This window comes from Polaromonas sp. DSP2-3-2b2, from assembly GCF_049895905.1.
GTDB lineage: Bacteria > Pseudomonadota > Gammaproteobacteria > Burkholderiales > Burkholderiaceae_C > Polaromonas.
The window spans coordinates 69,944-91,782 of record NZ_JAFCTH010000012.1; the positions used below are offsets into that span (position 1 = coordinate 69,944).

The window sequence follows — 21,839 nt, forward strand, 5'->3', positions numbered from 1 at the left end:
CAAACATATTCACCTGCATTTTATTATTTGCTTACCCAACGTCTCCAGCCCCAGACGTGCAATTGTTTTTGGTAAAGCTTTTTACTGGAAAACCGTTGATTAAATTCTGCCACTGGAAACGTATGGCTGTGCAACTTTTATCTTTGAACTGGGTATATGAGAAGTAGTTAACTTGTTTGCTCAATTTTGGGTGGTGCGCGAGTGATTTTGAGAGAGGCCAGAACACCGCCAAAATGCATGCCGGAGTTTGAAAAAAAATGTTTCCATGTATCTAAGTTGTCACTATCTGTAATCAACTTGATTCACGCTTACGTTTTGAGCGGCTTGAGGCGGCAGATAAGGGAAGCAGGCATCTTGCTGGGCGCCGCGTCAGCGGCGCCTTGAAGAAGCGCGTGATGCGCAAAGGCGGGCGCATGGCGCTTCACAGCGCTGCAAATTCGCGGCACGCGGCACTTGCACTGATGGCCGAATACTTTCCGGCCTGCCCCCAATCAGCCCGGCATTACAAATGCAGGCGGTCGCCGGGCGGTTGGGCGTTTACCGTCCCAGACCCGAAGCTGACTTTCGGAAAGATGTTTCTTTAGTCTTCGCCAAGAACAGGCGAAGTGAGCGTTCGGTGAACGCCGGAACCCTGAAAAAAATAGGGTTTGAGCCGTCTGCTAGCTGCGTGCGCGCTCATACAAGCCCTGCACCTTGGGCACGTTGGACTGCAGTTCCTGGATGCGCTGCGGACCCGAGGGGTGGGTTGACAAAAAGCTCGGCCCGCTGGCGCCGCCGCCGGCCTTCGCCATTTTTTGCCACAGGCTAACGGCGGCCTGCGGGTTGTAGCCGCCACGCGCGGCCAGCTCCAGCCCGACCAGGTCGGCGTCGCTTTCGTCGTCGCGGCTAAAGCGCAGCGTGAGCAGTTCGGTTCCGACATTGGCCGCCATGTTGCCCAACTCGCCCAGCCCCAGCAGTTGCGCGCCCAGCGACAGCAGCGTGCCGGTGCCCTGGCTCTTGGCGATGCGCGCCCTGGCATGCTCGCGCAGGGCATGGGCCATTTCGTGGCCCATGATCATGGCGACTTCGTCGTCGGTGAGCTTGAGCTGGTCCAGGATGCCCGTGTAAAAAGCAATCTTTCCGCCCGGCATGCAAAACGCGTTGATCTGCTTGCTGCCAATCAGGTTGACATCCCAGCGCCATTGCCTGGCGCGGTCGTTCCATTGCGCGGTGTGGGGAATCAGCCGCCTGGCAATGACGTTCAGCCGCTGCAGCTGCGCGTTGCCCGCCGGTGCCAGCGCGCCCTGTGATCTGGCTTCGGCGAGCAACTTGACATATTGCTGGGTGGACGCAGCTTCAAGTTCTTCGGCAGGCACCAGGTTGCGCAGGCTCGATGACCCGCCTACGTCCACCTGAGCCAGCAGGGGCGTGGTGGCCAGTGTGGCCGCAGAACCGGCAGCCGCCAGCAAAAAGCCGCGCCGGCCCGGCCAGGCAGAGTGTTTGACATCGCATAAAAAGCACATGCGGGAATAATAGCCACAAACCGCAATCCCCATGTCAGACAAAACCTTTTCACCTCCCCTCTCGACACCGCCAGCTCCCACGCCAACGCTCGCCGCGCAAACCGACCCGGCGCCAGCGCCCAAGCCCGGCTGGCGCGAGGTCTGGCACGTCTATTCTGAAGCGGCCACGCTGCGCATGCTGCTGCTCGGTTTTTCAGCCGGGTTGCCGCTGCTGCTGGTGTTCGGCACGCTGAGCTTCTGGCTGCGCGAAGCGGGCATCGACCGCACCACCATCGGCTACCTGAGCTGGGTCGGGCTGGCCTATGGCTTTAAATGGGCCTGGGCGCCGCTGGTGGACCGGATGCCGATTCCGCTGCTCACACGCTGGCTGGGCCGGCGGCGCAGCTGGCTGCTGCTGTCGCAGGCCGTCATCATGACGGCGCTGGTCTTGATGGCCCTGACCGATCCCAAAGTCGCCCTGCTGCCGGTGGTGTGGTGCGCGCTGGCCGTCGCCTTTGGCTCGGCGACGCAGGACATCGCGCTGGACGCCTACCGCATCGAATCGGCCGACACGCAGCGCCAGGCCGCGCTGGCCGCCGCCTACCAGACCGGCTACCGCATGGCCATGATCTGGTCGGGCGCGGGCGCGCTGTGGATTGCCGCGCGCGCCGAAGTCGTCGGCGTGACCAGCTACCAGCACGGCGCCTGGCAGGCGGCTTACCTGGCCATGGCCGCGTCGATGCTGCTGGGCGTGGTCACGGTGCTGTGCTCACCCGAACCCCAGCGCCGCGAACTGCCGCCCAGCAAGAACACCGCCGACTGGCTCAGGGGCGCGCTGATCGAGCCGTTTGCCGACTTTTTGCGCCGCTATGGCAAGCAGGCGCTGCTGATCCTGGGCTTGATTGCGATCTACCGCATCAGCGACGTGGTGATGGGCATCATGGCCAATCCCTTTTATGTGGACATGGGCTACACCAAGGACGAAGTGGCCACGGTCACCAAGATCTACGGCGTCATCATGACGCTGGTCGGCGCCTTCCTCGGTGGCGGACTGGCGATGCGTTTCGGCGTGATGAAGGTCTTGATGCTCGGCGCGGTGCTGAGTGCCGGCAGCAACCTGATGTTTGCCTGGCTGGGAACGCGCGGGCATGACGTCACGGCGCTGATCTTCGTGATTTCGGCCGACAACCTGTCCAGCGGCATTGCCTCGGCGGCCTTCATCGCCTATCTGTCGAGCCTGACCAACATCAACTATTCGGCCACGCAGTACGCGCTGTTCAGTTCGATGATGCTGCTGCTGCCCAAGACGCTGGCCGGTTATTCGGGCGCGTATGTGGATGCCTTTGGCTACAGCAACTTCTTTACCGCCACCGCCCTGCTCGGCGTGCCGGTGCTGTTGCTGATTGGCCTGGCTTCACGATCAAAAACGCTTCCTGCGCAATGAAAGCGGGCGCTTATAGCTATTATTAAAGTAGCAATTAGAACTATTTATTTACATCAACTTTACGGTCGCTTCAAGCGCAATTGTTGCGCCCGGCGCACCATGAAAGCCTATGGCGACAGCTCCTGCGCAAGGACGCGCCTTTCCAATAAGAGGACGATCCATGACACAGCAACTTTTGATGATCGAAGATGACACCCGCCTGGCCGCCATGGTCGGCGAATACCTGCGCCAGTCGGGCTACGGCTTCACGCATGCGGCCACGGGCGCCGCCGGCCTGGAAGCCCTGCAGGCCGGCCCGGCCGACCTGGTGATCCTGGACCTGATGCTGCCCGACATGGACGGCCTGGAGGTGTGCCGCCGCATCAAGGGCCAAAGCGGCGACGCGGCGCGCACCGCCGTCTTGATGCTGACGGCCAAAGGCGACCCGATGGACCGCATCGTCGGCCTTGAAATAGGCGCCGACGACTACCTGCCCAAGCCTTTCGAGCCGCGCGAGCTGCTGGCGCGCATCCGCGCCGTGCTGCGCCGGAGCGGCGACAGCAGCGCCAGCAGCCATGTCTCGGCGGGCAGCCACAAGGTGATGCGCTTTGGCTCGCTCGAAATCGACCGCGATGCCCGCAGCGTTTCAGTGTCAGGCAATCCGTGCGAACTGACGTCCTACCAGTTCGACCTGCTGGTCGCCCTGGCCGAGCGCGCCGGCCGCGTGCTCAGCCGCGACCAGATCATGGAAGCCGTGCGTGGTCGCGAACTCGAAGCCTTCGACCGCTCCATCGACGTTCACATGGGCCGCATCCGCAGCGCCATCGAACTCGACGCCAAGGACCCCAAGCGCATCCTGACGGTGCGCGGCGTCGGCTACGTGTTTGCCAAGCAGCAAGACTGAGCGCCGCGTGAGCTCGCAGATCTGGTCACGCTTCACCTCGCACCTGTATGTGCGCATCTGGCTGGCCGTCGTGGCCACCGTCATGGTGCTGACCTTCCTGGTGGGCGCTGCCTGGCAGTTCAGCCGCGATCCGCCGCAGTTGCCGATCCGTGAAGTGCTGGTGCACAACGCTGCCGGCGAAGTCATCGGCAAAGCCCAGACCAAGCCCGACCGCCAGCGCGGCGATGACATCGAATTTGACGTGGTGACCACCGACGGCCAGACCCTGAACCTGCTGCTGCCCCGGCCCCAGCGGCCGCCCAGCAGCTCCTGGAACCGGCCGCCTTTCGGTTTTGGCTGGATGCTGGGACTGGTTGGTCTGGCCGTGGCGCTGGGCGCCTACCCGGTCATGCGCCGCCTGACGCTGCGCCTGGAGGCCCTGCAGCGCGGCGTGGAGCGCTGGGGCGCGGGCGACCTGTCGGCACGCATCAACACCGAAGGCCGCGACGAGGTGGCTTTTCTGGCGCGGCGCTTCAACCACGCCGCCGAGCGCATCGAAACGCTGATGGAGTCGCACAAGTCGCTGCTGGCCAATGCGTCGCACGAGTTGCGCTCGCCGCTGGCGCGCATCCGCATGGGGCTGGAGCTGATGGGCGTGGACAAGGCGTCGCCCCAGCGCATGGAAATCTCGCGCTCAATCACCGAACTTGACCAGCTGATTGATGAAATCCTGCTGGCCAGCCGGCTGGACACCAAGCAGGCCGACGCCGAACCGTTCGAGTCCCTGGACCTGACCGGCCTGGCCGCCGAGGAATGCGCGCGCGTCAATGCCGAGCTGCAAGCCGACCTGCAAACCGGGCCGGACGCCGAGCACAGCCTGACGCTGCAGGGTTCGCCCCGGCTGCTGCGCCGGCTGATCCGCAATCTGCTGGAAAACGCCAAGCGCTATACCCAAGGCGACATCACGCTGGAGCTGGCCCAGAGCGGCGCAGGCAAGCAGCAAAAAGCCATCATCCGCGTGCATGACCGGGGGCCGGGTGTGCCGGCCGAGCAGCGAAAGCGTATCTTCGAGCCGTTTTACCGGCTGCCCGGCGCCAGCGAGCGCGAAGGTGGCGTGGGCCTGGGGCTGGCGCTGGTCAAGTCAATCAGCGAGCGCCATGGCGGCAGCGTGCGTTGCGAAGCCAGGCCAGGCGGCGGGGCTTCCTTCATTGTCGAGCTGCCCGTTGGGTGAACCCGACCGTGAACTAGTTCACGAAACTGGAAGTTTCAACTGAAAATCTGAAAATCCCCTCTTTTGGGGATGTTCAGAACACACAAGCTGAAGCACAGTAGGGACGTTGCTGTCACAACATTGAAAACCAGAAAAAGTTAAAAATAAATTCGGCCAAGGCTACCCATCAAGAAAGATTCAGCGCTTCACCGAAAAAGATTTTTCTGAGAGGACTTTTACAAGGCCACCGCAAGGTGGCCTTTTTTTGCCTGTTCCTTGAAGCAACGCCGGCAACGCTTTTGCGCAGCAGACGGCCGCCAGTCAATGGGAATGCAGCGCCTTCAGCACCTGCTCCGCACTGATGTCATTCAGGCAGCGCGTATGCCCCAGCGGACACTCGCGTGCAAAACATGGCGCACAGTCCAGCGGCGGCTGGTAGGCCGGGTCGGCTTTCAGCCATAGCACTCTGGCTTTGTCGTTCAGCGGCGGCGTGTGCAGCGGGCTGGATGAGCCAAAAATCGCCACCTGCGGCACGCCCAGCGCGGCGGCGACGTGCATCAGGCCCGAGTCGTTGCTGACGGTCGCGCGGCTCGCGGCAATCAAGGCCAGCGCTTGCGGCAGCGAGGTCTTGCCGGCCAGGTTCAGGCATTTTCCGGATTGCGCCCTGTTGACCGGCTCGGCAATCTCGTCGCACAGCGCGGCTTCCTTGGCAGAACCCAGCAGCACCACCGGCCCGTCCAGCCGGGCGGCCAGTTCCGAAAAATGGCGAGCAGGCCAGCGCTTGGCCGCACCGAACTCGGCGCCCGGCGCGAACACGGTGTAGCCGCCCTGCTGCAGTCCCAACCCGTCCAGCGTGGACGCGGTGTCCGCCGCGTCAATCCGCAGCTGCGGCCGGTCGTCCTCCAGACCGGCTTCCCCGCTCAAGGCGGAATAAAAAGCCACCATGGGCGGCCTGGTTTTCGGGTTTTTCAGCCGGTGCGTGAGCAGGCCGATGCGCGCCTCGCCCAGGTAGCCGATGCGCTCAGGAATGCTCGCCAGAAACGGCAGCAGCGCACTTTTCAGCGAATTGGGCAACACATAGGCTTTGTCGAACTGGCCTGTCATGCGTTTGGCAATGCTGCGGCGCGCCTTGAACTGCAGCCCGCCATGGGCAAACGGAAACTCGATCACGTCGGCCACTTGCGGCATGGCGCGGTAGACCGGCGCGACCCACGGCAAGGCGCCCACCGTGAGGCGTTCGCCGCGCGCGTGCAGCCGGCGCAGCAGCGGCTCCGTCATGACCGCGTCCCCGATCCACTGCGGCGCGATGACAAGGGCGTTGTTAGTCATCTATGGTTTAGGTTTCGTGCTGCTCACAAGCGTCGCGCGGGCCTTCCCTACCAGCCAGGGCCGCAGAACCGGCTTTGCCGGGCCGCAGGCGCAGCGGCCCCCTTGGGGGCAGGGAGCCACACGCAGTGGGCGACCGTGGGGGCTAATCAATGCCCACCGCCAAAGTGCTCGCCGGCCTTGAGCTTGTACACCGTGCCGCAGTAAGAGCACTTGGCTTCGCCGGTGCGCGCCACGTCCAGGTACACCTTGGGGTGGCTGTTCCATACCTTCATATCGGCCTTGGGGCTGGGGCAGTACACGCCGCCTTGGTGATTGAGGTCGCTGGCCAGCAGTTCGATGGAGGAGGATTTGCTCATTTTTCAGGCTTCTCTTGGTTGTTTTGGTCTAAAAACTTAAACCCGGGTCAGCCAGGACGCGTACGCTGGATTGCGGCCATTGACGATGTCAAAGAACGCCGCCTGGATTTTCTGGGTGATCGGCCCGCGCGAGCCGCTGCCGATCTCGATGCGGTCGAGTTCGCGGATCGGCGTGACTTCAGCCGCCGTGCCCGAGAAAAACGCTTCGTCGGAAATATAGATTTCGTCGCGCGTGATGGGCTTTTCCTTGATCTCCAGCCCCAGGTCCTTGCAGATGCTGAAAATCGTGTTGCGCGTGATGCCGTTGAGCGCGCCGGCGCTCGAATCAGGCGTGTAGACCACGCCCTTGCGCACGATGAACAAATTCTCGCCCGCGCCTTCGGAGGCAAAGCCCTGCGGGTCGAGCAGCAGCGCCTCGTCGTAGCCCTCGTCTGTCGCTTCCATGTTGGCCAGGATCGAGTTGGTGTAGTTGCTCACCGCCTTGGCATGGATCATGGTGATGTTGACATGGTGGCGCGTGAAGCTGCTGGTCTTGACGCGGATGCCGCGCTTCAAGCCCTCTTCGCCCAGATAGGCACCCCAGGTCCAGGCGGCGACCATCAGGTGAATCGAATTGCCCTTCGGGCTGACGCCGAGCTTTTCCGAGCCGATCCAGGTCAGCGGGCGGATGTAGCCGCTTTCCAGCTGGTTCTCGCGCACCACGGCAAGCTGCGCGTCCATGACTTCCTGCGGCGTGAACGGGATTTTCATGCGCAGGATCTTGGCGCTGTTGAACAGCCGCTCGGTGTGCTCTTCGAGCCGGAAAATCGCCGTGCCGCCGTCGGGCATCTTGTAGGCACGAACGCCTTCAAAAGCGCCGCAGCCGTAGTGCAGCGTGTGCGTCAGCACATGGATCTTGGCGTCGCGCCACTCGACCATCTGGCCGTCCATCCAGATTTTGCCGTCGCGATTTTCCATGGAAGGGGCTGCTGGGGACATGAGTGATCCTGTGGTGAGTGAAAGGTAGGGCCTGAACGAGGGTCTGGCGCACTGGCAGCCTGCTGCTTGAAAAAAACAGCCGGCGCAGGCGGCGCCACAACCCGAAACAATGATTCTACGGCGCGGGCGGCAGCTCGATTTCAGCGGGCCGAAACAACTCGTGATGCGCCAGCTTGCCACCGACAAACGTGCAGGTGACATGCGACTGCGTGCCGTCGGTCCAGCGAAACACCTCGGGCTGCGCGTCTTTTTCCGACTGCAACTGGCCCAGCGCGCGCGTCATGGCGATCACATGCATCAGGCTCACGCCGAGCTTGAGCTTGGCGTTGAGCATCACGGCGCTGCCGACATAGCCGATCGGCCGGTCGGCGGCGCGTTTGAGGACCGCCATCATGCGGGTGAAATGCAGCAGCAGCCACATCACCAGACCGGTCGCCACGGCGGCCACGCCAAGCCAGCCGTACTGGCGGTAGGCCAGCGCCACCGCCGCCACGCCGGCAACGGGAACAAGAATTTTCTGGAAGTTCATGGCGCTATTTTCGCAGCCTGGGCAGGCGACCGGTCTGTGGGGAACGCGTAGCCTGGCCGCCATCGCGCCCTGACAGGCCAGAGCGGTCCAGCGAAATACCGGTTTAGGATGCCGCATGGATGAACTCAAAACCCTCGAATCGCTGGGGCTGGTCTTGCCCAGCCCGGCTTATATTCTGGGCGCCATCGTGTTCGGCCTCATCGGCTATGTGGCCTTCAGGCGCGGCCGCAAGACATCGACCGCCGCGCTGACCTGGACCGGCCTTGTACTGATGCTTTATCCCTATGCCGTGCCACAAACCTGGCTGCTCTGGACGGTCGGCGTGGCGCTGTGCGCCTGGCTGTATGTCCGGTGGAACTGAGCGGGTGAGTGTCAAGGAACCATTTACAAGCTTTTTATTGCTTCCGCGCATGCAGGACGGGCACAAATAGCTATACTTTTTATAGCGAATAACCAGTCACGAACCCTGCGGCCGGTTCACTGCAAACGGCGCACCAGATCGAGCGCCTCCTCGATGCGTTCGACCGCATGGATGGTCAGCCCTTCGATCGGCTTTTTCGGCGCGTTGGCTTTGGGCACCACCGCCACGCTGAAACCCAGCTTGGCTGCCTCCTTCAGCCGCTCCTGACCGCGCGGCGCGGGCCGGACTTCGCCTGCCAAACCGACCTCACCAAAGGCAAGGAAACCCTTGGGCATGGCCTTGCCGCGCAGGCTCGACGCAATCGCCAGCATCACCGCCAGGTCGGCCGCCGGCTCGCTGATGCGCACGCCACCCACAGCGTTGACGAACACATCCTGGTCCATGCAGGCCACGCCCGCGTGGCGGTGCAGCACCGCCAGCAGCATCGCCAGCCGGTCCTTGTCCAGGCCGACGCTCAAGCGGCGCGGATTCGGCCCGCCGTCATCGACCAGCGCTTGAATCTCGACCAGCAGCGGCCGCGTGCCCTCTAACGTCACCATGACGCAGCTGCCGGGCACCGGCTCGCTGTGCTGGCTCAGGAACATCGCGCTCGGGTTGGTCACGCCCTTCAGGCCCTTTTCGGTCATGGCGAACACGCCGATTTCATTGACCGCGCCAAAGCGGTTCTTGATGGCGCGCACCAGCCGGAAACTCGAATGCGTGTCGCCCTCGAAATACAGCACGGTGTCGACCATGTGCTCCAGCACGCGCGGACCGGCCAGCGCGCCGTCCTTCGTCACATGGCCGACCAGGATGATGCACACGCCGCTGGACTTGGCCGCGCGTGTCAGGTGCGCCGCGCACTCGCGCACCTGCGCCACCGAGCCCGGCGCCGACGTCAGCAGGTCGGAATACACCGTCTGGATCGAGTCGATCACGGCGACGGCCGGCTGCGTGACTTCAAGCGTGGCCAGGATCTTGTCGAGCTGGATTTCGGCCATCACCTTGACCTGCGAGCCGTCCAGCCCCAGCCGGCGCGAGCGCAGTGCGACCTGCGCGCCGCTTTCCTCGCCGGTCACGTAGAGCGTGTTCAGCCCGGCGCGCTGCAGCGAATCGAGCGCCTGCAGCAGCAGCGTCGATTTGCCGATGCCCGGGTCGCCGCCGATCAGCACCACGCCGCCCTCGACGATGCCGCCGCCCAGCACCCGGTCGAGTTCCTCGTGGCCGGTCGGCGTGCGGCTCATGTCGGTGGCCTCGATGTCGGCCAGCGCGGTGACTTCGGACGCCCGGGCCAGCCCCTGGCGCTGGGTGCTGTAGCGGTTTTTCACCGCGCCGGGGTTCTCGGCGACGGACTCGATCAGCGTGTTCCAGGCGTTGCAAGCCGGGCATTTGCCCAGCCACTTGGGACTGATACCGCCGCATTCGGTGCAGGTGTAAATCGTTTTTTCTTTGGCCATGCGCCTAGTGTATTGACCGCGCGGCGGCGTGAGGCAGCCCGGCCGCAAGCCCGTGCGCGGCGCCAGCGCCTTGTAGCATGCCTTCTCGACGACTGGCCTTTTCCATTGGAGTTTTCATGCTGCACCTAAAAATCGACTACACCGCCAACCTCGAAGCCACGGCCGACAAGGGCGGGCTGTGCACCACCTGGGCGGCCACGCTGGTGGCGCTGCGCCATGACGACGGCGTTCCGCTGTTTCCGGTGGCCGACGACAGTCTGAGCTGGTGCTTAATTGCTATTTAATCAATAGCTGCTTGCACCCGTGCATATTGCGCAAAAGGCATTTTTTCCTTAAATTTTGACATCTGGAGACGCTACACCATGAAAGTTTGCATTTACGGCGCGGGCGCCATTGGCGGCTGGATAGGCAGCGCTCTGGCGCATGCCGGCTGCAGCGTCAGCGTGGTGGCGCGCGGCGCCACGCTTGACGCGCTGCAGCTGCACGGGCTGCGCCTGCGCGAAGGAAACCACATCACCTCGCAATCCGTCGCCTCCAGCGACACGCCGGCTGACTTTGGCGTGCAGGACCTGGTGGTGCTGGCGGTCAAGGCGCCGTCGCTGACCGAGGTGGCGCGGCAGATGGCGCCGCTGCTGGGGCCGCAAACCGTCGTGCTGACGGCGATGAACGGCGTGCCGTGGTGGTTTTTGCAGGGCTTTGGCGGCGCGCTGGCCGGCACGCGGCTGACCTCGGTCGATCCGGACGGCGCACTGGCCGCCACCCTGCCCGTGCAGTGCATCGTCGGCGGCGTGGTGCACGCCAGTTGCTCGGTCGATGAGCCGGGGCAGGTCTGCCACCACTTTGGCAACAAGCTCATCCTGGGCGAACCGTCGGGCGAGAAAACCGGGCGCGTGCAGCAGCTGGCCGCGCTGCTGGAAAAGTCCGGCTTCGAAGTGGCGGTTTCCGAGCAGATCCAGAAAGACATCTGGTACAAGCTCTGGGGCAACATGACCGTCAACCCGATCAGCGCACTGACCGGCGCCACCACCGACCTGATCATGAACGACGAGCTGGTGCGCGGCTTCATCTCGCAGGTGATGCTGGAGGCCAAGGAAATCGGCGCGCGCATCGGCATTCCGATCGAGCAAGAGCCCGAAGACCGTCACCAGGTCACCCGCAAGCTCGGCGCCTTCAAGACGTCGATGCTGCAGGACGTCGAAGCCGGCAAGGCGCTGGAACTCGATGCGCTGGTCACAGTCGTCAAGGAACTCGGCCAGCTGACCGGGGTGCAGACGCCGTTCACCGACGCGCTGCTGGGCCTGGCGCGGCTGAAGGCGCGGGTCAGGGGGCTGTATTGAACTTGGGCATTGCCAAGTTTTCAAACTAGACCTGTCTGTTTGCCGACACGCTGGACTTCCTCAGCGGCTCCATCACGGCACGCTGCTACAGCTGTTCGGGCTCGGTCAGCCTTGATTCACATTCGCGCTCAGACGGTGCACCACCGGCCTCATGCCGCCAAGGGCGCAAACGGCACGCGCGGCGCCACCGCGCACATCAGCTCATAGCCCACCGTGCCGGCGGCCCGCGCCACCTCATCGATGGGCAGCACCGCGCCGCTGGACGCGCAGCCCCACAGCGTGACCTCGCTGCCCATGCCGGCCTTGGGCACCGGCGTCAGGTCGACGGTGATCATGTCCATGCTGACGCGGCCGACCATGCGGCAGCGAACGCCGTTCACCAGCACCGGCGTGCCGGTCGGGCAGTGGCGCGGGTAGCCGTCGGCGTAACCGCAGGCGACCACGCCGATGCGCATTGGCTGGTCGGCGGTAAAGCTCGAACCGTAGCCGACCGTGTCGCCGGCGGCAAGCTGCTGCAATCCGATGATCCGGGACGACAGCGTCATCGTGGGCTGCAAGTCCCAGTGGGCGGCGCTGTGCTCGGGAAAGTCGGGCGCGCTGCCGTACAGCACGATGCCGGGCCGGACCCAGTCGGAGCGGCCGGCCAGCGCTTGGCCGTGGCGCAGGATGGCCGCGCTGTTGCTCAGCGTGCACTCGCCGGGCAGGTCGCGGGTGACGGCGTCGAAGGCCTGCAGTTGCGCGTCAATGCCCCGGGGTCCGTCGGCATCGGGGAAATGCTGCATCAGCGAGATTTCCTCGACCTGCGGCAGGGCATTGAGACGCGTCCAGGCGGCGCGAAAGCGCTCGGGCGTGAAACCCAGGCGGTTCATTCCGGTGTTCATCTTCAGGAACACGCGGTGCGGCAGCTGCGTCTTGTGCGCGGCCAGCCGGTCGATCTGCTCGTTGCAGTGGACCGTGTGCCACAGGCCCAGGCGCGAGCACAGCTCCAGGTCGCGGGCATCAAAACAGCCTTCCAGCAGCAGGATCGGGCCGCGCCAGTCCAGCGCGCGCAACCGCTGCGCCTCGGCCAGGTCAAGCAGCGCAAAGCCGTCGGCGCTGCGCAGCGCGTCAAAAACACGCTCGATGCCGTGGCCGTAGGCATTGGCCTTGACAACGGCCCAGACGCGGGAATCCGGCGCGCCAGTGCGCACCCGCGCAAGATTGTGGCTCAGGGCGGCGGCGTGAACGGTGGCAAGAATGGGACGTGGCATGACGCTATGAAATCAGGTGGCGTTGTCAGGCTGGGGCAAGCGCCTTCAGCTCAACAAACAGGTTCAGGGGGTCTTGATGCATTTTGACATCTGCCACCCATGCTATAAACGGCGATATTTTGGAGACTTTCACCCCCCTATTTTGAGACACCGGACCCACCGGTGCGTTCTCCTGCGGTGATCAATACAGTTCAATGAAGCGCGGTTTTTACACCATCATGGCAGCCCAGTTTTTCAGTTCGCTGGCTGACAACGCGCTCTTTGTAGCGGCCGTCGAACTGCTCAAGACCAACGGAGCGCCCAAGTGGCAACCGGCCGCGCTGGTGCCGATGTTCGCACTTTTTTACGTCATCCTGGCGCCTTTCGTCGGCGCCTATGCCGACGCCCGGCCCAAGGGCAACGTCATGTTTGTCAGCAACGCCATCAAGGTTATCGGCTGCCTGATGATGCTGTTCGGCTCGCACCCGCTGCTGGCGTACGCCATCGTCGGCCTGGGCGCCGCCGCCTATTCGCCGGCCAAGTACGGCATCCTGACCGAACTGCTGCCGGCCTCGCAACTGGTCAAGGCCAACGGCTGGATCGAAGGCCTGACCATCGCGTCCATCATCCTGGGCGTGCTGCTGGGCGGCCAGCTGGTCGGCCGTGCGATTTCCAGCCATTTGCTGGCTTTTGACTTTCCCCTGATCAACACCGGCATCGACAGCGCGCCGGAAGCGGCCATTTCACTGCTGATCTTGCTGTATGCGGTGGCCGCCTGGTTCAACCTGCGCATCCCCGACACCGGCGTTGAAATGCGCCCCATGCCGCGCAACAAGTTCGAGCTACTGCCCGATTTCTGGAGCTGCAACTCGGCGCTCTGGCGCGACAAGCTGGGGCAGATTTCGCTGGCCACCACGACGCTCTTCTGGGGCGTGTCGGGCAACCTGCGCTACATCGTGCTGGCGTGGAGCGCTGCGGCGCTGGGCTACAGCACCACGCAGGCGTCGTCGCTGGTGGGCGTGGTGGCGATCGGCACGGCAGTCGGCGCCATCCTGGCGTCGATGCGCATGCGGCTGGAGCATGCCCCCAAGGTCATGCCGCTGGGCATTGCCATGGGCGTGCTGGTGATCCTGATGAACTTCATCGACAACGTCTGGGTGGCCGCGCCCTTTTTGATCCTGCTGGGCGGGCTGGGCGGTTTCCTGGTGGTGCCGATGAACGCGCTGCTGCAGCACCGGGGCCACAACCTGATGGGCGCGGGCCGCTCGATTGCCGTGCAGAACTTCAACGAGCAGGCGTGCATCCTGAGCCTGGGCGCGGGCTACAGCCTGTCCACCGGCATGGGCCTGTCGGCCTTTGGCGCGATCACCGGTTTTGGCGTTGTGGTGGCCGGCTTCATGTGGCTGATCCAGCGCTGGCACAAGAGCAACACCATCCATCACAAGGTGCAGCTGGACCACTTGATCAGCATCGCCCGCAGCGATAAAACGCACTGATGGCGGGGGCTGACATGACAGGCGCCGCGCCGGGGCGCACGGCCGCGCTGGCAGTCACGGCGCTGGTGTTGAATGCCTTTGTCTGGGGCGTTTCCTGGTGGCCGTTTCGCCAGCTGCAGGGCCACGGCCTGCATCCGCTGTGGGCCACGGCGCTGATGTACCTGATGATCGTCGCCGGTGTGCTGGCGGTGAATTTCAAGGCCTTGCGCGGTTTTCTGGCGTCTCCGCAGCTGTGGCTGCTGGGCGCGGCGGCGGGCCTGACGAATGTCGGCTTCAACTGGGCCGTGACGGTGGGCGACGTGGTGCGGGTGGTGCTGCTTTTTTACCTGATGCCGGCCTGGTCGGTGCTGGTGGCCTGGTGGCTGCTGGGAGAAAAACCGACCGCCGGATCGCTTTTGCGGCTGGCGCTGGCCATGGCCGGCGTGCTGGTCGTGCTAAAGACGCCTGATTCCGCCTGGCCGGTGCCGCAAGGCGCCGCCGACTGGCTGGCGATTGGCGGCGGCTTGAGTTTTGCGGTGACCAATTCACTGCTGCGCAAGTGTGCCGACACGCCCGGCAGCGCGCGCATGCTGGCCATGTTCGGCGGCAGCGGCCTGCTGGCGGCCCTGGCTGCGCTGCTCGGCATGGCGTTGGAGGTGGTGCCCGGTCCGGCGCTGCAGGCGGCCGGCATTCCGGTGATGCTCGGACTGGGCCTGGCCTTTATGGCTAGCAACACCGCACTGCTGTATGGCGCGGCGCGGCTGACGGCCGGCACGACGGCGATCGTGATGCTGACCGAAATCCTGTTTGCCAGCCTGTCGTCGGCCGCCCTGGGCGCCGCCGAGCTGACGCCGCGCGTGCTGCTCGGCGGCAGCCTGATCGTGCTGGCGGCGGTGCTGGCGGCGGCAGCGCCGTCTGCCGAAAAAGGGCGAACGGGGGCAAAATAGGCCTTCTCATTTCATCCAACCAGGAACCATGATTCATGGCCAGCAACACATCCACGGTGTACGACTTCGAAGCCCGCCAGATCAACGGCCAGAACCTAGCCCTGTCAGCCTTCAAGGGCAAGGTGATGCTGATCGTCAACACCGCCAGCCAGTGCGGCTTCACGCCGCAATTCGGCGGGCTGGAGGAACTGCACAAGGCCTATGCCGACAAGGGGCTGGTGGTATTGGGCTTTCCGTGCAACCAGTTCGGCGCGCAAGACCCAGGCCCAGACAGCGACATCGCCACCTTTTGCCAGGTCAACTACGGCGTGAGTTTTTCGATGATGTCCAAGATCAACGTCAACGGCCCGGCTGCCCATCCGCTGTACCAGTGGCTCTCTGGCGAGGCGCCCGGCCTGCTGGGCAGCAAGTCCATCAAATGGAACTTCACCAAGTTCCTGGTTGGCAAGGACGGCCGGGTGGTCAAGCGCTATGCGCCGCTGGACAAGCCGGCTGACCTGGCCAGGGACATTGGAGCGGCGCTGGCGGCCTGAAGGCAACGGCCGGGCGCGCAGTCGGCCCACGCTTTAACTTGTAAAGAAAAAACTGCTTTTGCGCAATATGCACAGGCATATCGCGCTATTTATTTTATAGCGCCGCATCGAGCACCTCGACCCAGTGGCGCACCGGCGTTGCCGTGCCGCTTTGCAGGTGCGTGATGCAGCCGATGTTGGCCGAGACGATCACCTCGGGCGCCATGGCGCCCAGGTTGGCCAGCTTGCGGTCGCGCAGCTGGTAGGCAATTTCCGGCTGGAGCACCGAATAGGTGCCCGCCGAACCGCAGCACAGATGCGCTTCATTGTTTGACACCTTGATATCAAATCCCAGACTGCCAAGGTGCTGCTCGACGCCGCCGCGCAGCTGCTGGCCGTGCTGCAGGGTGCAGGGCGGGTGAAACGCCAGCCGGGGTGCGCTGGCGGCGATTTTTTCCATCAGCTCGGGGCGGCTGGCGCGCAGGGATTCGGCAATGACGGGCAGCAGCTCGCTCAGGTCGCGCGTCAGGTCGCTGATACGCGCGGCTTTTTCGGCGTAGGCCGCATCGTCCTTCAGGATGTGGCCGTATTCCTTGACCGTGACGCCGCAGCCCGAGGCGTTGATCACCAGGGCTTCAACGCCGCTCTGCACGTAAGGCCACCAGGCATCGATGTTGCGGCGCATTTCAAGCTTGCCGCCGTCCTGGTCGTTCAGGTGGAACTTGACCGCGCCGCAGCAGCCGGCCTTGGCCGCCAGCACGACCTCGATGCCGGCGGCGTCCAGCACCCTGGCCGTGGCCGAATTGATGTTGGGCATCATCGCGGGCTGCACGCAGCCCGCCAGCATCAGCATCTTGCGGCCATGGCTGCGCGTGGGCCACTGGCCCGCGTCCCGCTTGGGCGGCACCTTGTTTTGCAAACTGTGCGGCAGCAGGCCGCGCACCGCCTGGCCGATTTTCATGGCCGGTGCGAACAGCGGCGACGGCAGGCCTTCCTTGAGCGCCCAGCGCACCGCGCGCTCACCCACCGGGCGCGGCACCCGTTCATCGACCAGCTTGCGGCCAATGTCAATCAGATGGCCGTACTGCACGCCGCTGGGGCAGGTGGTTTCGCAGTTGCGGCAGGTCAGGCAGCGGTCCAGGTGCAGCTGGGTCTTGCGCGTTGGCGCCTGGCCCTCAAGCACCTGCTTGATCAGGTAGATGCGGCCGCGCGGGCCGTCGAGTTCGTCGCCAAGCAGCTGGTAGGTCGGACAGGTGGCGGTGCAAAAGCCGCAATGCACGCATTTGCGCAAAATCGCCTCGGCCTGCAGGCCGTCGGGGGTGTTCTGGAATTCGGGGGCGAGTTGGGTTTGCATGGTGTTCTTCAGGTACTTTGGCGGGCGGTTTTTCGCCGGATGGTGCGCACGAGGTCGGCATACAGGGGTGGCAGGCACAGGCCGAGCAGCAGCAGCGCCAGCGGAACCACCCAGACGAAACCGACATGCTTGAAGCCCGCCGCGCCGACGATGCCGCCGCCGATGAAGGCGCCCAGCAGCGTGCCGAGCAGGCGCAGCTTGATGCGGTTGGCGCGCACCCGCGACTCGAACGGGCTTGCCGTGCGGTTCCAGTAAAACAATTTGCCCAGCTCGATGCCGATGTCGGTCACGATGCCGGTCATGTGGGTGGTGCGGATTTGCGAAGACGATATCTTGCTGACCAGCGCGTTTTGCAGCCCCATGATGAAGGACAGCACCAGCACGGTGAGCGGAACGGCAAACGGCGTCTGGCGGTTCAGCGTGGCGCCCATCAGGCCAAACAGCAGCAGCAGCACGGCTTCGACCAGCAGGGGCAGCGCGTATTCGCTGCGCAGCCCGTGCTGGCGCGCCCAGTTCACCTGGACGGCGGTAAAGGCCGCGCCGAGGGTAAAGGCCAGCAAGGCGCCGATGGCGTTGAGCACCAGGCGCATGTTGCCCAGCACCAGGTTGTCGGCCAGCTGCGAAGCAAAACCGGTCATGTGCGAGGTGTACATCGTCACCACCAGGAAACCGCCGGCATTGACCGCACCGGCATTGAAAGCCAGGATGCCGCCGAGCAGGCGGTTGGTGGACGCCGTCCGGTGCTGGCTGGTCAGGTGGCGAAAACGGCGCATGCGCTGCCTCAGCCGTCGATCGGCATGCGGCCCGGATTGAAAATGCCGGCGGGGTCGAACTGCTTCCTGAGTTCGCGCTGGATGCGCGACTGCACCGGGGACAGCGGGGTGAACACCGGCAGGTTCGCCGGCACCAGGCCAGTGCGCCTGAACAAGGTCGCATGGCCGCCCGCCTGCGCGGCCAGCTGGCGCAGCTGCGCGGCGGCGGAAGCCGGCGCCCAAAGCCAGCGCAGGCCGCCGTGCCATTCCACCAGGGGCGTGTACGGCAAATCCATCGCGGGCGTGGTCTGCGGCACGCTCAAGCGCCACAGGCAGGATTCAAGCGCCGGCGGCTGCGCGAAAAACGGCAGGGTCTGCTCGCGGCAGGCATTCCAGTCGTCACCGGCCTGGGAATTGTCCATCGGCGCCGCTTGCCCGCCTGCCGCCTGCACATCGGCGATCATGCGCGGACATGCGGCCTCGACGGCGGCCAGTGCGCCGCGCAGGCGAACGAACAGGAAATCTTGCACCGGGGCAACGCTTTCATCGCTCACCCAGCAGCTGGCGTTGAGCGGCAGCGGCTGGCCGCCCCAGCGGTTGAGCAGGTCCAGCGCCTTTTGCTGGCTCAAGCCGCTGCACATCAGCGTGGCTTCGCCGGGGGCGACCGGCAGCACCTTGAGCGACACCTCCAGCAGCACGCCGAGCGTGCCGAGCGCGCCTGCCATCATGCGCGACACGTCATAGCCAGCGACGTTTTTCATCACCTGGCCGCCAAAGGTCAGGCGTTCCCCCTTGCCGTTGAGCAGCACGGCGCCCAGCAGGAAGTCGCGCACCGCGCCGCTGCTGGCGCGCGCCGGGCCGCTCAGGCCGCTGGCGACCATGCCGCCGACCGTGGCCCGAGGGCAGAAGTGCGGCGGCTCGAACGGCAGGCACTGGCCTTGTCCGGCCAGCAGCGCTTCGAGTTCAGCCAGCGGGGTTCCGCCGCGCACCGTCACGACCAGCTCACTGGGCTCGTAGCTGATAACGCCGGAATAAGCGCCCATGTCAAGCACCTCGCCCGTCAGCACCTGGCCGTAAAAGTCCTTGCTGCCGCCGCCGCGAATACGCAAGGGGGTTCCTGCCCGCGCCGCATCGCGAACACGCTCTGCCATTACGCTGGTCCAATCAGTGTTTGAATTCATGACGCGAATGGTACGCGTCCCCATTGCGGATGGGTTTTGATTTTTTTGAACACCTTATGTTCGATTTTTTTGCAGCCCGGCAGCTGGTCGCCAGCGTTGCCCCGGGGGAAGCGCTGGCGGCCATTGCCGGCTGTCAAAATGGCAAAATTGCTATTAATAAAATAGCAATATATCTATGCCGCGCAAGCGCAATTTACCGTTTTTCCTGAAAATCGGAACGCCGCCAGCGGGTGCACAAGCCTACTCGCGGCGCCTTGGGCTTAGTCTTTGCCCATGCAGTTGGCATAGAAAGTCACCGTGGCCGGCCAGTCGGAAAAGACGCCTATGACGCCGACCTGCCTGGCCAGCACGTCGAGCACGCGCAGCATGTCGCCTTCCTTCTTGATCGCCGAATCGAAGCTCTGGTAATAAAAGCCGTTGTCGCCGTCGGCAAGGATGCCCGAACGCTCCAGCGTCCAGGTAATGATGTCCAGGCCGGCCATTTTGGCGTTCCCGGCGTAGGTTGACGGCACGATGTTGCCGCTGCCATCGGTGCTCAAGAGCGCAAAAATCGGTGGCGCGACGATGTTGATGCCCTGCGCCTTGTAGCCCGCCAGCTCGGCAAAGCCGGGCAGATCGGCCACGGTGTTGGCGTCGTCGAGAAAGACCGCCTGCCTGCCGAAAGCCCGCTCATTGGCAATCCAGTACAGCACATCGGCCTTGTCGAACGACTGCGCCCAGACGCGGCGCGCGGGCACGCCGGCCTGTTTGTACTCGTCAATCATCTTCTGGGCGTAAGCCTGCTGCGTGAAGCCATCAAAAGGCATGGGCACGCTGGCGCTTTTGAGTTCGGGCGTCATCTTCACGCCGAGTTTCTTGAACAGCTCGATGCTTTCCTTGTGGGTCATCAAGGTGCCGCTGCTCGGGCCCGAATACAGGTCGGTGCGGAAATTGGCAGTGCCGTCCAGATACTCGGCCACTGTTTTTGCGCGCGGGTTGGACGCGTCCATCTTGCCGCGCAGGGTCTTGAACTCGGCCAGGGTGATGTCGCTGGTGCGGCATTCTGCGGCGGCCGGGGCCACGAAGTTGCCATTGCCATCGAAGGTGGCGGGCGTAAAGGGCTTGGTGCACTTGGCGGCCAGCGGCGTGGCGAGGATATTGGTAGTGGTGTGCAGGTCGTTTTGCGCATGGCGGCAGACCAGTTCCTTGTCCTTGGTGAAGGTCACATCGCACTCGACGATGCCCGCGCCCATGCGCGCTGCGGCTTCATAGGACTGTTTGGTGTGCTCGGGGAACTGCAGCGCCGCGCCGCGGTGTCCGATCGAAAAATCGGTGCGGCTGAACTGCGTTCGCCGGGTGCAGGCCTGCAGCTGCTGCTTGAGCGGGCTGTCGCTCATGTCGTTGACGAGAAAAAACGGGCGAGGCCCCAGCTGCGCGCTGGCGTCTCGCCCGTCGCCGCCGCGTCGTTGCCAATGATCGTCGTCGGAAGCTGCCGCTAGAGTGGGTAGCAAGGTGACGGTGCTGGCAAGCAAAAGGCTGAGTATCGAGGTACGCATGGAATCTCCTGGCTGGCGATGTGATGGAAAAATTCGCAGCCAAACATCGCCGGGATTGGCCAGCGTTGACGGTATTTTCTGGATGTGACAGCAAAATGACGAGCCGATGCCAAAGTCAGGGCAGCCTGTTGGCCAGAACCGCGCCGTGACATTTCCCGGATCGGGCATTTGAATCTGCTTTTTTTGATAGCTGCCTTCGCGCGCCTGGCTTGCGCTGAAAGGCTATTTGATGCCAAAAAAGCGGGTTTCTGCTCTCCTTGGAAGTGCCTTTTTGAACGGAGGGCTGCTGGATACGCGGCGCTTGGATTTGGGCGCGCGGCGCAAAAAAATTCATTCGTTAAGGCATGTAAACGTAGCGTTATTTTGTACCCGCGCCATGCCAGGGGCGAACGCTCTCACCGCTTCTTTTTCACTCCAGAAAGAAATTCACCGGCAACCCCGGCACCTCGACCGGCATTGACAGCACGCAGCCCGAAGCCGGCCAGTCCCGCAGTTCGCCGGCCGGGCGGTTCTGGCGCGCAGTCGTGAGGTAGAGCGTCTTGAGGTCGGCGCCACCAAAGCACGGCATGGTCGGGCATTGCGCGGGCACGGCGAACTCGGCCAGCACCTCGCCGCTAGGTGCCAGCTTGAGCAGCCGCCCGCCTTCATACATGGCGACGAAATAATTGCCCTGCACATCGACCGCTGCACCATCGGGCCGGCCGCCGTAGCCCGGCATGCCGGGCTGCCAGCCGGCGGGCTTGCCAGGCCATTGCCGGAACACCCGCTCATGGCTCAGGGTGTTGCTGGCGGCGTCCCAGTCCCAGGCGCGGATGGCATGGCGCGGCGTGTCGGTCCAGTACAGCGTGGCCGCATCGGGCGACCAGGCCAGGCCGTTGGCCGTGGTGGCGTTGCCGGCCTTGGGTTCGAGCACGGGCGCGCGGCCATCACGGCCATCGAGGCAAAAAAGCTGCGCGCGGGCGGCGTCGCGCGGCTCGTAAATGGTGCCGGCCCAGAAGCGGCCCAGCGGATCGGCCTTGCCGTCGTTGAAGCGCGTGGTGGCCGCGTCGTGCAGCGCGGGCGCAAGCAGCGCCAGCGCGCCGCCCCATTGCCGGGCGCGGTAGATGCCGCCCCGCAGGGCGATGACCAACCCGGTGTTTGTGCCCCCGGTGCGCGCCGGCGCGATGCAGCCAGGCTCGGACGGCAGCGTCCAGCGCTCGACGGTGCCGGCCGGAACCGTTGAGCGGCAGACCTGCCGGGCAGCAATGTCCACCCAGTACAGGCGCTGCTCGTCAGGGTGCCAGAACGGCGATTCGCCCAGTTCGCTGGGCTGTGAAATGGCGGTTTTCCAGGGCATGCATTTCTCCTTGAGGCCGTGCGGTTGGGTGAAGGGGTCCGCCACGCCTGCGACTGTAACGACAAAAAAAGGCCCGCTGGCTTGAGACCAGCGGGCCGAACTTCCCAAGGAGATTTTTGTCAGTTCACAGCACCG

Annotated in this window: 22 protein-coding genes; 10 read left to right on the forward strand and 12 right to left on the reverse strand. The window is 64.2% G+C overall.

Annotation, left to right across the window (positions count from 1 at the left end):
- Window positions 1-659 precede the first annotated feature (659 nt).
- The gene (locus ACP7AD_RS11855; protein ID WP_426147564.1) at window positions 660-1,502 is read right to left on the reverse strand and encodes a M48 family metallopeptidase; all 843 of its coding nucleotides are present in this window, start codon (window positions 1,500-1,502) and stop codon (window positions 660-662) included.
- Window positions 1,503-1,533: 31 nt separating this feature from the next.
- On the opposite strand from ACP7AD_RS11855, the gene ACP7AD_RS11860 reads away from it, so the two are divergent.
- From ACP7AD_RS11860 to ACP7AD_RS11870, 3 genes are all read left to right on the forward strand, one after another.
- Entirely contained in the window at window positions 1,534-2,925 is a 1,392-nt protein-coding gene (locus tag ACP7AD_RS11860; RefSeq protein ID WP_426147563.1) for an AmpG family muropeptide MFS transporter, read from the forward strand.
- A gap of 160 nt (window positions 2,926-3,085) precedes the next feature.
- A complete protein-coding gene (locus ACP7AD_RS11865; RefSeq protein ID WP_426147562.1) occupies window positions 3,086-3,808 on the forward strand; it encodes a response regulator in 723 nt (240 codons plus the stop codon).
- A gap of 19 nt (window positions 3,809-3,827) precedes the next feature.
- On the forward strand, window positions 3,828-5,018 hold the full coding sequence (locus ACP7AD_RS11870; RefSeq protein ID WP_426147663.1) for an ATP-binding protein: 1,191 nt from the start codon (window positions 3,828-3,830) through the stop codon (window positions 5,016-5,018).
- A gap of 300 nt (window positions 5,019-5,318) precedes the next feature.
- Here ACP7AD_RS11870 and waaF read toward each other — a convergent pair whose 3' ends face one another.
- From waaF to ACP7AD_RS11890, 4 genes are all read right to left on the reverse strand, one after another.
- Window positions 5,319-6,326 (reverse strand): lipopolysaccharide heptosyltransferase II, encoded by a 1,008-nt coding sequence (gene waaF, locus ACP7AD_RS11875; protein ID WP_426147561.1) that lies wholly within the window; start codon window positions 6,324-6,326, stop codon window positions 5,319-5,321.
- Between the two features lie 146 nt (window positions 6,327-6,472).
- Window positions 6,473-6,682 carry a zinc-finger domain-containing protein gene (locus tag ACP7AD_RS11880; RefSeq protein ID WP_426147559.1) on the reverse strand — a complete coding sequence of 70 codons (210 nt, stop codon included), beginning with the start codon at window positions 6,680-6,682 and terminating at the stop codon, window positions 6,473-6,475.
- A gap of 36 nt (window positions 6,683-6,718) precedes the next feature.
- Entirely contained in the window at window positions 6,719-7,660 is a 942-nt protein-coding gene (locus tag ACP7AD_RS11885) for a branched-chain amino acid transaminase (protein WP_426147557.1), read from the reverse strand.
- A gap of 115 nt (window positions 7,661-7,775) precedes the next feature.
- Entirely contained in the window at window positions 7,776-8,189 is a 414-nt protein-coding gene (locus ACP7AD_RS11890) for a glycerate kinase (protein ID WP_426147555.1), read from the reverse strand.
- A gap of 115 nt (window positions 8,190-8,304) precedes the next feature.
- On the opposite strand from ACP7AD_RS11890, the gene ACP7AD_RS11895 reads away from it, so the two are divergent.
- Complete coding sequence (locus ACP7AD_RS11895) at window positions 8,305-8,550, forward strand: hypothetical protein (protein ID WP_426147553.1); 246 nt, start codon at window positions 8,305-8,307, stop codon at window positions 8,548-8,550.
- Between the two features lie 116 nt (window positions 8,551-8,666).
- Here ACP7AD_RS11895 and radA read toward each other — a convergent pair whose 3' ends face one another.
- Entirely contained in the window at window positions 8,667-10,046 is a 1,380-nt protein-coding gene (gene radA / locus ACP7AD_RS11900) for a DNA repair protein RadA (protein WP_426147552.1), read from the reverse strand.
- A 116-nt stretch (window positions 10,047-10,162) separates the two neighbouring features.
- Here radA and ACP7AD_RS11905 point away from each other — a divergent pair, with 116 nt between their 5' ends.
- Window positions 10,163-10,330, forward strand: coding sequence for a hypothetical protein (locus ACP7AD_RS11905; protein WP_426147550.1), 168 nt, complete (start codon window positions 10,163-10,165; stop codon window positions 10,328-10,330).
- Window positions 10,331-10,408: 78 nt separating this feature from the next.
- Window positions 10,409-11,383, forward strand: a complete 975-nt coding sequence (locus tag ACP7AD_RS11910) for a 2-dehydropantoate 2-reductase (protein ID WP_426147548.1) — start codon at window positions 10,409-10,411, stop codon at window positions 11,381-11,383.
- Between the two features lie 149 nt (window positions 11,384-11,532).
- On the opposite strand, the gene alr is transcribed toward ACP7AD_RS11910, so the two are convergent.
- Window positions 11,533-12,633: an alanine racemase gene (gene alr / locus ACP7AD_RS11915; RefSeq protein WP_426147547.1), complete on the reverse strand. Its 1,101-nt coding sequence runs from the start codon at window positions 12,631-12,633 to the stop codon at window positions 11,533-11,535.
- A 194-nt stretch (window positions 12,634-12,827) separates the two neighbouring features.
- Here alr and lplT point away from each other — a divergent pair, with 194 nt between their 5' ends.
- The 3 genes from lplT to ACP7AD_RS11930 are packed head-to-tail and all read left to right on the forward strand — an operon-like array spanning window position 12,828 to window position 15,567.
- Window positions 12,828-14,108 (forward strand): lysophospholipid transporter LplT, encoded by a 1,281-nt coding sequence (lplT, locus tag ACP7AD_RS11920; protein ID WP_426147545.1) that lies wholly within the window; start codon window positions 12,828-12,830, stop codon window positions 14,106-14,108.
- A gap of 14 nt (window positions 14,109-14,122) precedes the next feature.
- Complete coding sequence (locus ACP7AD_RS11925; protein WP_426166140.1) at window positions 14,123-15,034, forward strand: DMT family transporter; 912 nt, start codon at window positions 14,123-14,125, stop codon at window positions 15,032-15,034.
- A gap of 35 nt (window positions 15,035-15,069) precedes the next feature.
- The gene (locus ACP7AD_RS11930) at window positions 15,070-15,567 is read left to right on the forward strand and encodes a glutathione peroxidase (RefSeq protein ID WP_426147542.1); all 498 of its coding nucleotides are present in this window, start codon (window positions 15,070-15,072) and stop codon (window positions 15,565-15,567) included.
- 94 nt (window positions 15,568-15,661) lie between these two features.
- On the opposite strand, the gene glcF is transcribed toward ACP7AD_RS11930, so the two are convergent.
- Genes glcF through glcE form a run of 3 tightly spaced genes read right to left on the reverse strand, consistent with a single transcriptional unit; the run spans window position 15,662 to window position 18,833 of the window.
- Window positions 15,662-16,900: a glycolate oxidase subunit GlcF gene (gene glcF, locus ACP7AD_RS11935; protein WP_426147540.1), complete on the reverse strand. Its 1,239-nt coding sequence runs from the start codon at window positions 16,898-16,900 to the stop codon at window positions 15,662-15,664.
- 8 nt (window positions 16,901-16,908) lie between these two features.
- Complete coding sequence (locus ACP7AD_RS11940; protein WP_426147539.1) at window positions 16,909-17,673, reverse strand: YoaK family protein; 765 nt, start codon at window positions 17,671-17,673, stop codon at window positions 16,909-16,911.
- Window positions 17,674-17,681: 8 nt separating this feature from the next.
- Window positions 17,682-18,833 (reverse strand): glycolate oxidase subunit GlcE, encoded by a 1,152-nt coding sequence (gene glcE, locus ACP7AD_RS11945; protein WP_426147538.1) that lies wholly within the window; start codon window positions 18,831-18,833, stop codon window positions 17,682-17,684.
- A gap of 29 nt (window positions 18,834-18,862) precedes the next feature.
- Between glcE and ACP7AD_RS11950 the strand changes: the two genes are divergently transcribed.
- Window positions 18,863-19,042: a hypothetical protein gene (locus ACP7AD_RS11950; RefSeq protein ID WP_426147537.1), complete on the forward strand. Its 180-nt coding sequence runs from the start codon at window positions 18,863-18,865 to the stop codon at window positions 19,040-19,042.
- 51 nt (window positions 19,043-19,093) lie between these two features.
- On the opposite strand, the gene ACP7AD_RS11955 is transcribed toward ACP7AD_RS11950, so the two are convergent.
- Both ACP7AD_RS11955 and ACP7AD_RS11960 read right to left on the reverse strand, forming a co-directional pair.
- The gene (locus tag ACP7AD_RS11955) at window positions 19,094-20,368 is read right to left on the reverse strand and encodes a glycerophosphodiester phosphodiesterase family protein (protein ID WP_426147536.1); all 1,275 of its coding nucleotides are present in this window, start codon (window positions 20,366-20,368) and stop codon (window positions 19,094-19,096) included.
- Between the two features lie 409 nt (window positions 20,369-20,777).
- Window positions 20,778-21,704 (reverse strand): SMP-30/gluconolactonase/LRE family protein, encoded by a 927-nt coding sequence (locus ACP7AD_RS11960; protein ID WP_426147535.1) that lies wholly within the window; start codon window positions 21,702-21,704, stop codon window positions 20,778-20,780.
- Between the last annotated feature and the right edge of the window lie 135 nt (window positions 21,705-21,839).

What these genes read in the sequence shown, in the direction of transcription:
- glcF (WP_426147540.1), bottom strand. Translation starts at nt 16,900, where the DNA reads ATGCAAACCCAACTCGCCCCCGAATTCCAGAACACCCCCGACGGCCTG.
- radA (WP_426147552.1), bottom strand. Translation starts at nt 10,046, where the DNA reads ATGGCCAAAGAAAAAACGATTTACACCTGCACCGAATGCGGCGGTATC.
- ACP7AD_RS11940 (WP_426147539.1), bottom strand. Translation starts at nt 17,673, where the DNA reads ATGCGCCGTTTTCGCCACCTGACCAGCCAGCACCGGACGGCGTCCACC.
- ACP7AD_RS11905 (WP_426147550.1), top strand. Translation starts at nt 10,163, where the DNA reads ATGCTGCACCTAAAAATCGACTACACCGCCAACCTCGAAGCCACGGCC.
- lplT (WP_426147545.1), top strand. Translation starts at nt 12,828, where the DNA reads ATGAAGCGCGGTTTTTACACCATCATGGCAGCCCAGTTTTTCAGTTCG.
- ACP7AD_RS11860 (WP_426147563.1), top strand. Translation starts at nt 1,534, where the DNA reads ATGTCAGACAAAACCTTTTCACCTCCCCTCTCGACACCGCCAGCTCCC.
- ACP7AD_RS11955 (WP_426147536.1), bottom strand. Translation starts at nt 20,368, where the DNA reads ATGCGTACCTCGATACTCAGCCTTTTGCTTGCCAGCACCGTCACCTTG.
- ACP7AD_RS11890 (WP_426147555.1), bottom strand. Translation starts at nt 8,189, where the DNA reads ATGAACTTCCAGAAAATTCTTGTTCCCGTTGCCGGCGTGGCGGCGGTG.
- ACP7AD_RS11910 (WP_426147548.1), top strand. Translation starts at nt 10,409, where the DNA reads ATGAAAGTTTGCATTTACGGCGCGGGCGCCATTGGCGGCTGGATAGGC.
- ACP7AD_RS11880 (WP_426147559.1), bottom strand. Translation starts at nt 6,682, where the DNA reads ATGAGCAAATCCTCCTCCATCGAACTGCTGGCCAGCGACCTCAATCAC.
- ACP7AD_RS11925 (WP_426166140.1), top strand. Translation starts at nt 14,123, where the DNA reads ATGACAGGCGCCGCGCCGGGGCGCACGGCCGCGCTGGCAGTCACGGCG.
- ACP7AD_RS11930 (WP_426147542.1), top strand. Translation starts at nt 15,070, where the DNA reads ATGGCCAGCAACACATCCACGGTGTACGACTTCGAAGCCCGCCAGATC.
- alr (WP_426147547.1), bottom strand. Translation starts at nt 12,633, where the DNA reads ATGCCACGTCCCATTCTTGCCACCGTTCACGCCGCCGCCCTGAGCCAC.
- ACP7AD_RS11960 (WP_426147535.1), bottom strand. Translation starts at nt 21,704, where the DNA reads ATGCCCTGGAAAACCGCCATTTCACAGCCCAGCGAACTGGGCGAATCG.
- ACP7AD_RS11895 (WP_426147553.1), top strand. Translation starts at nt 8,305, where the DNA reads ATGGATGAACTCAAAACCCTCGAATCGCTGGGGCTGGTCTTGCCCAGC.
- ACP7AD_RS11885 (WP_426147557.1), bottom strand. Translation starts at nt 7,660, where the DNA reads ATGTCCCCAGCAGCCCCTTCCATGGAAAATCGCGACGGCAAAATCTGG.
- ACP7AD_RS11855 (WP_426147564.1), bottom strand. Translation starts at nt 1,502, where the DNA reads ATGTGCTTTTTATGCGATGTCAAACACTCTGCCTGGCCGGGCCGGCGC.
- waaF (WP_426147561.1), bottom strand. Translation starts at nt 6,326, where the DNA reads ATGACTAACAACGCCCTTGTCATCGCGCCGCAGTGGATCGGGGACGCG.
- ACP7AD_RS11950 (WP_426147537.1), top strand. Translation starts at nt 18,863, where the DNA reads ATGGGTTTTGATTTTTTTGAACACCTTATGTTCGATTTTTTTGCAGCC.
- ACP7AD_RS11865 (WP_426147562.1), top strand. Translation starts at nt 3,086, where the DNA reads ATGACACAGCAACTTTTGATGATCGAAGATGACACCCGCCTGGCCGCC.
- glcE (WP_426147538.1), bottom strand. Translation starts at nt 18,833, where the DNA reads ATGAATTCAAACACTGATTGGACCAGCGTAATGGCAGAGCGTGTTCGC.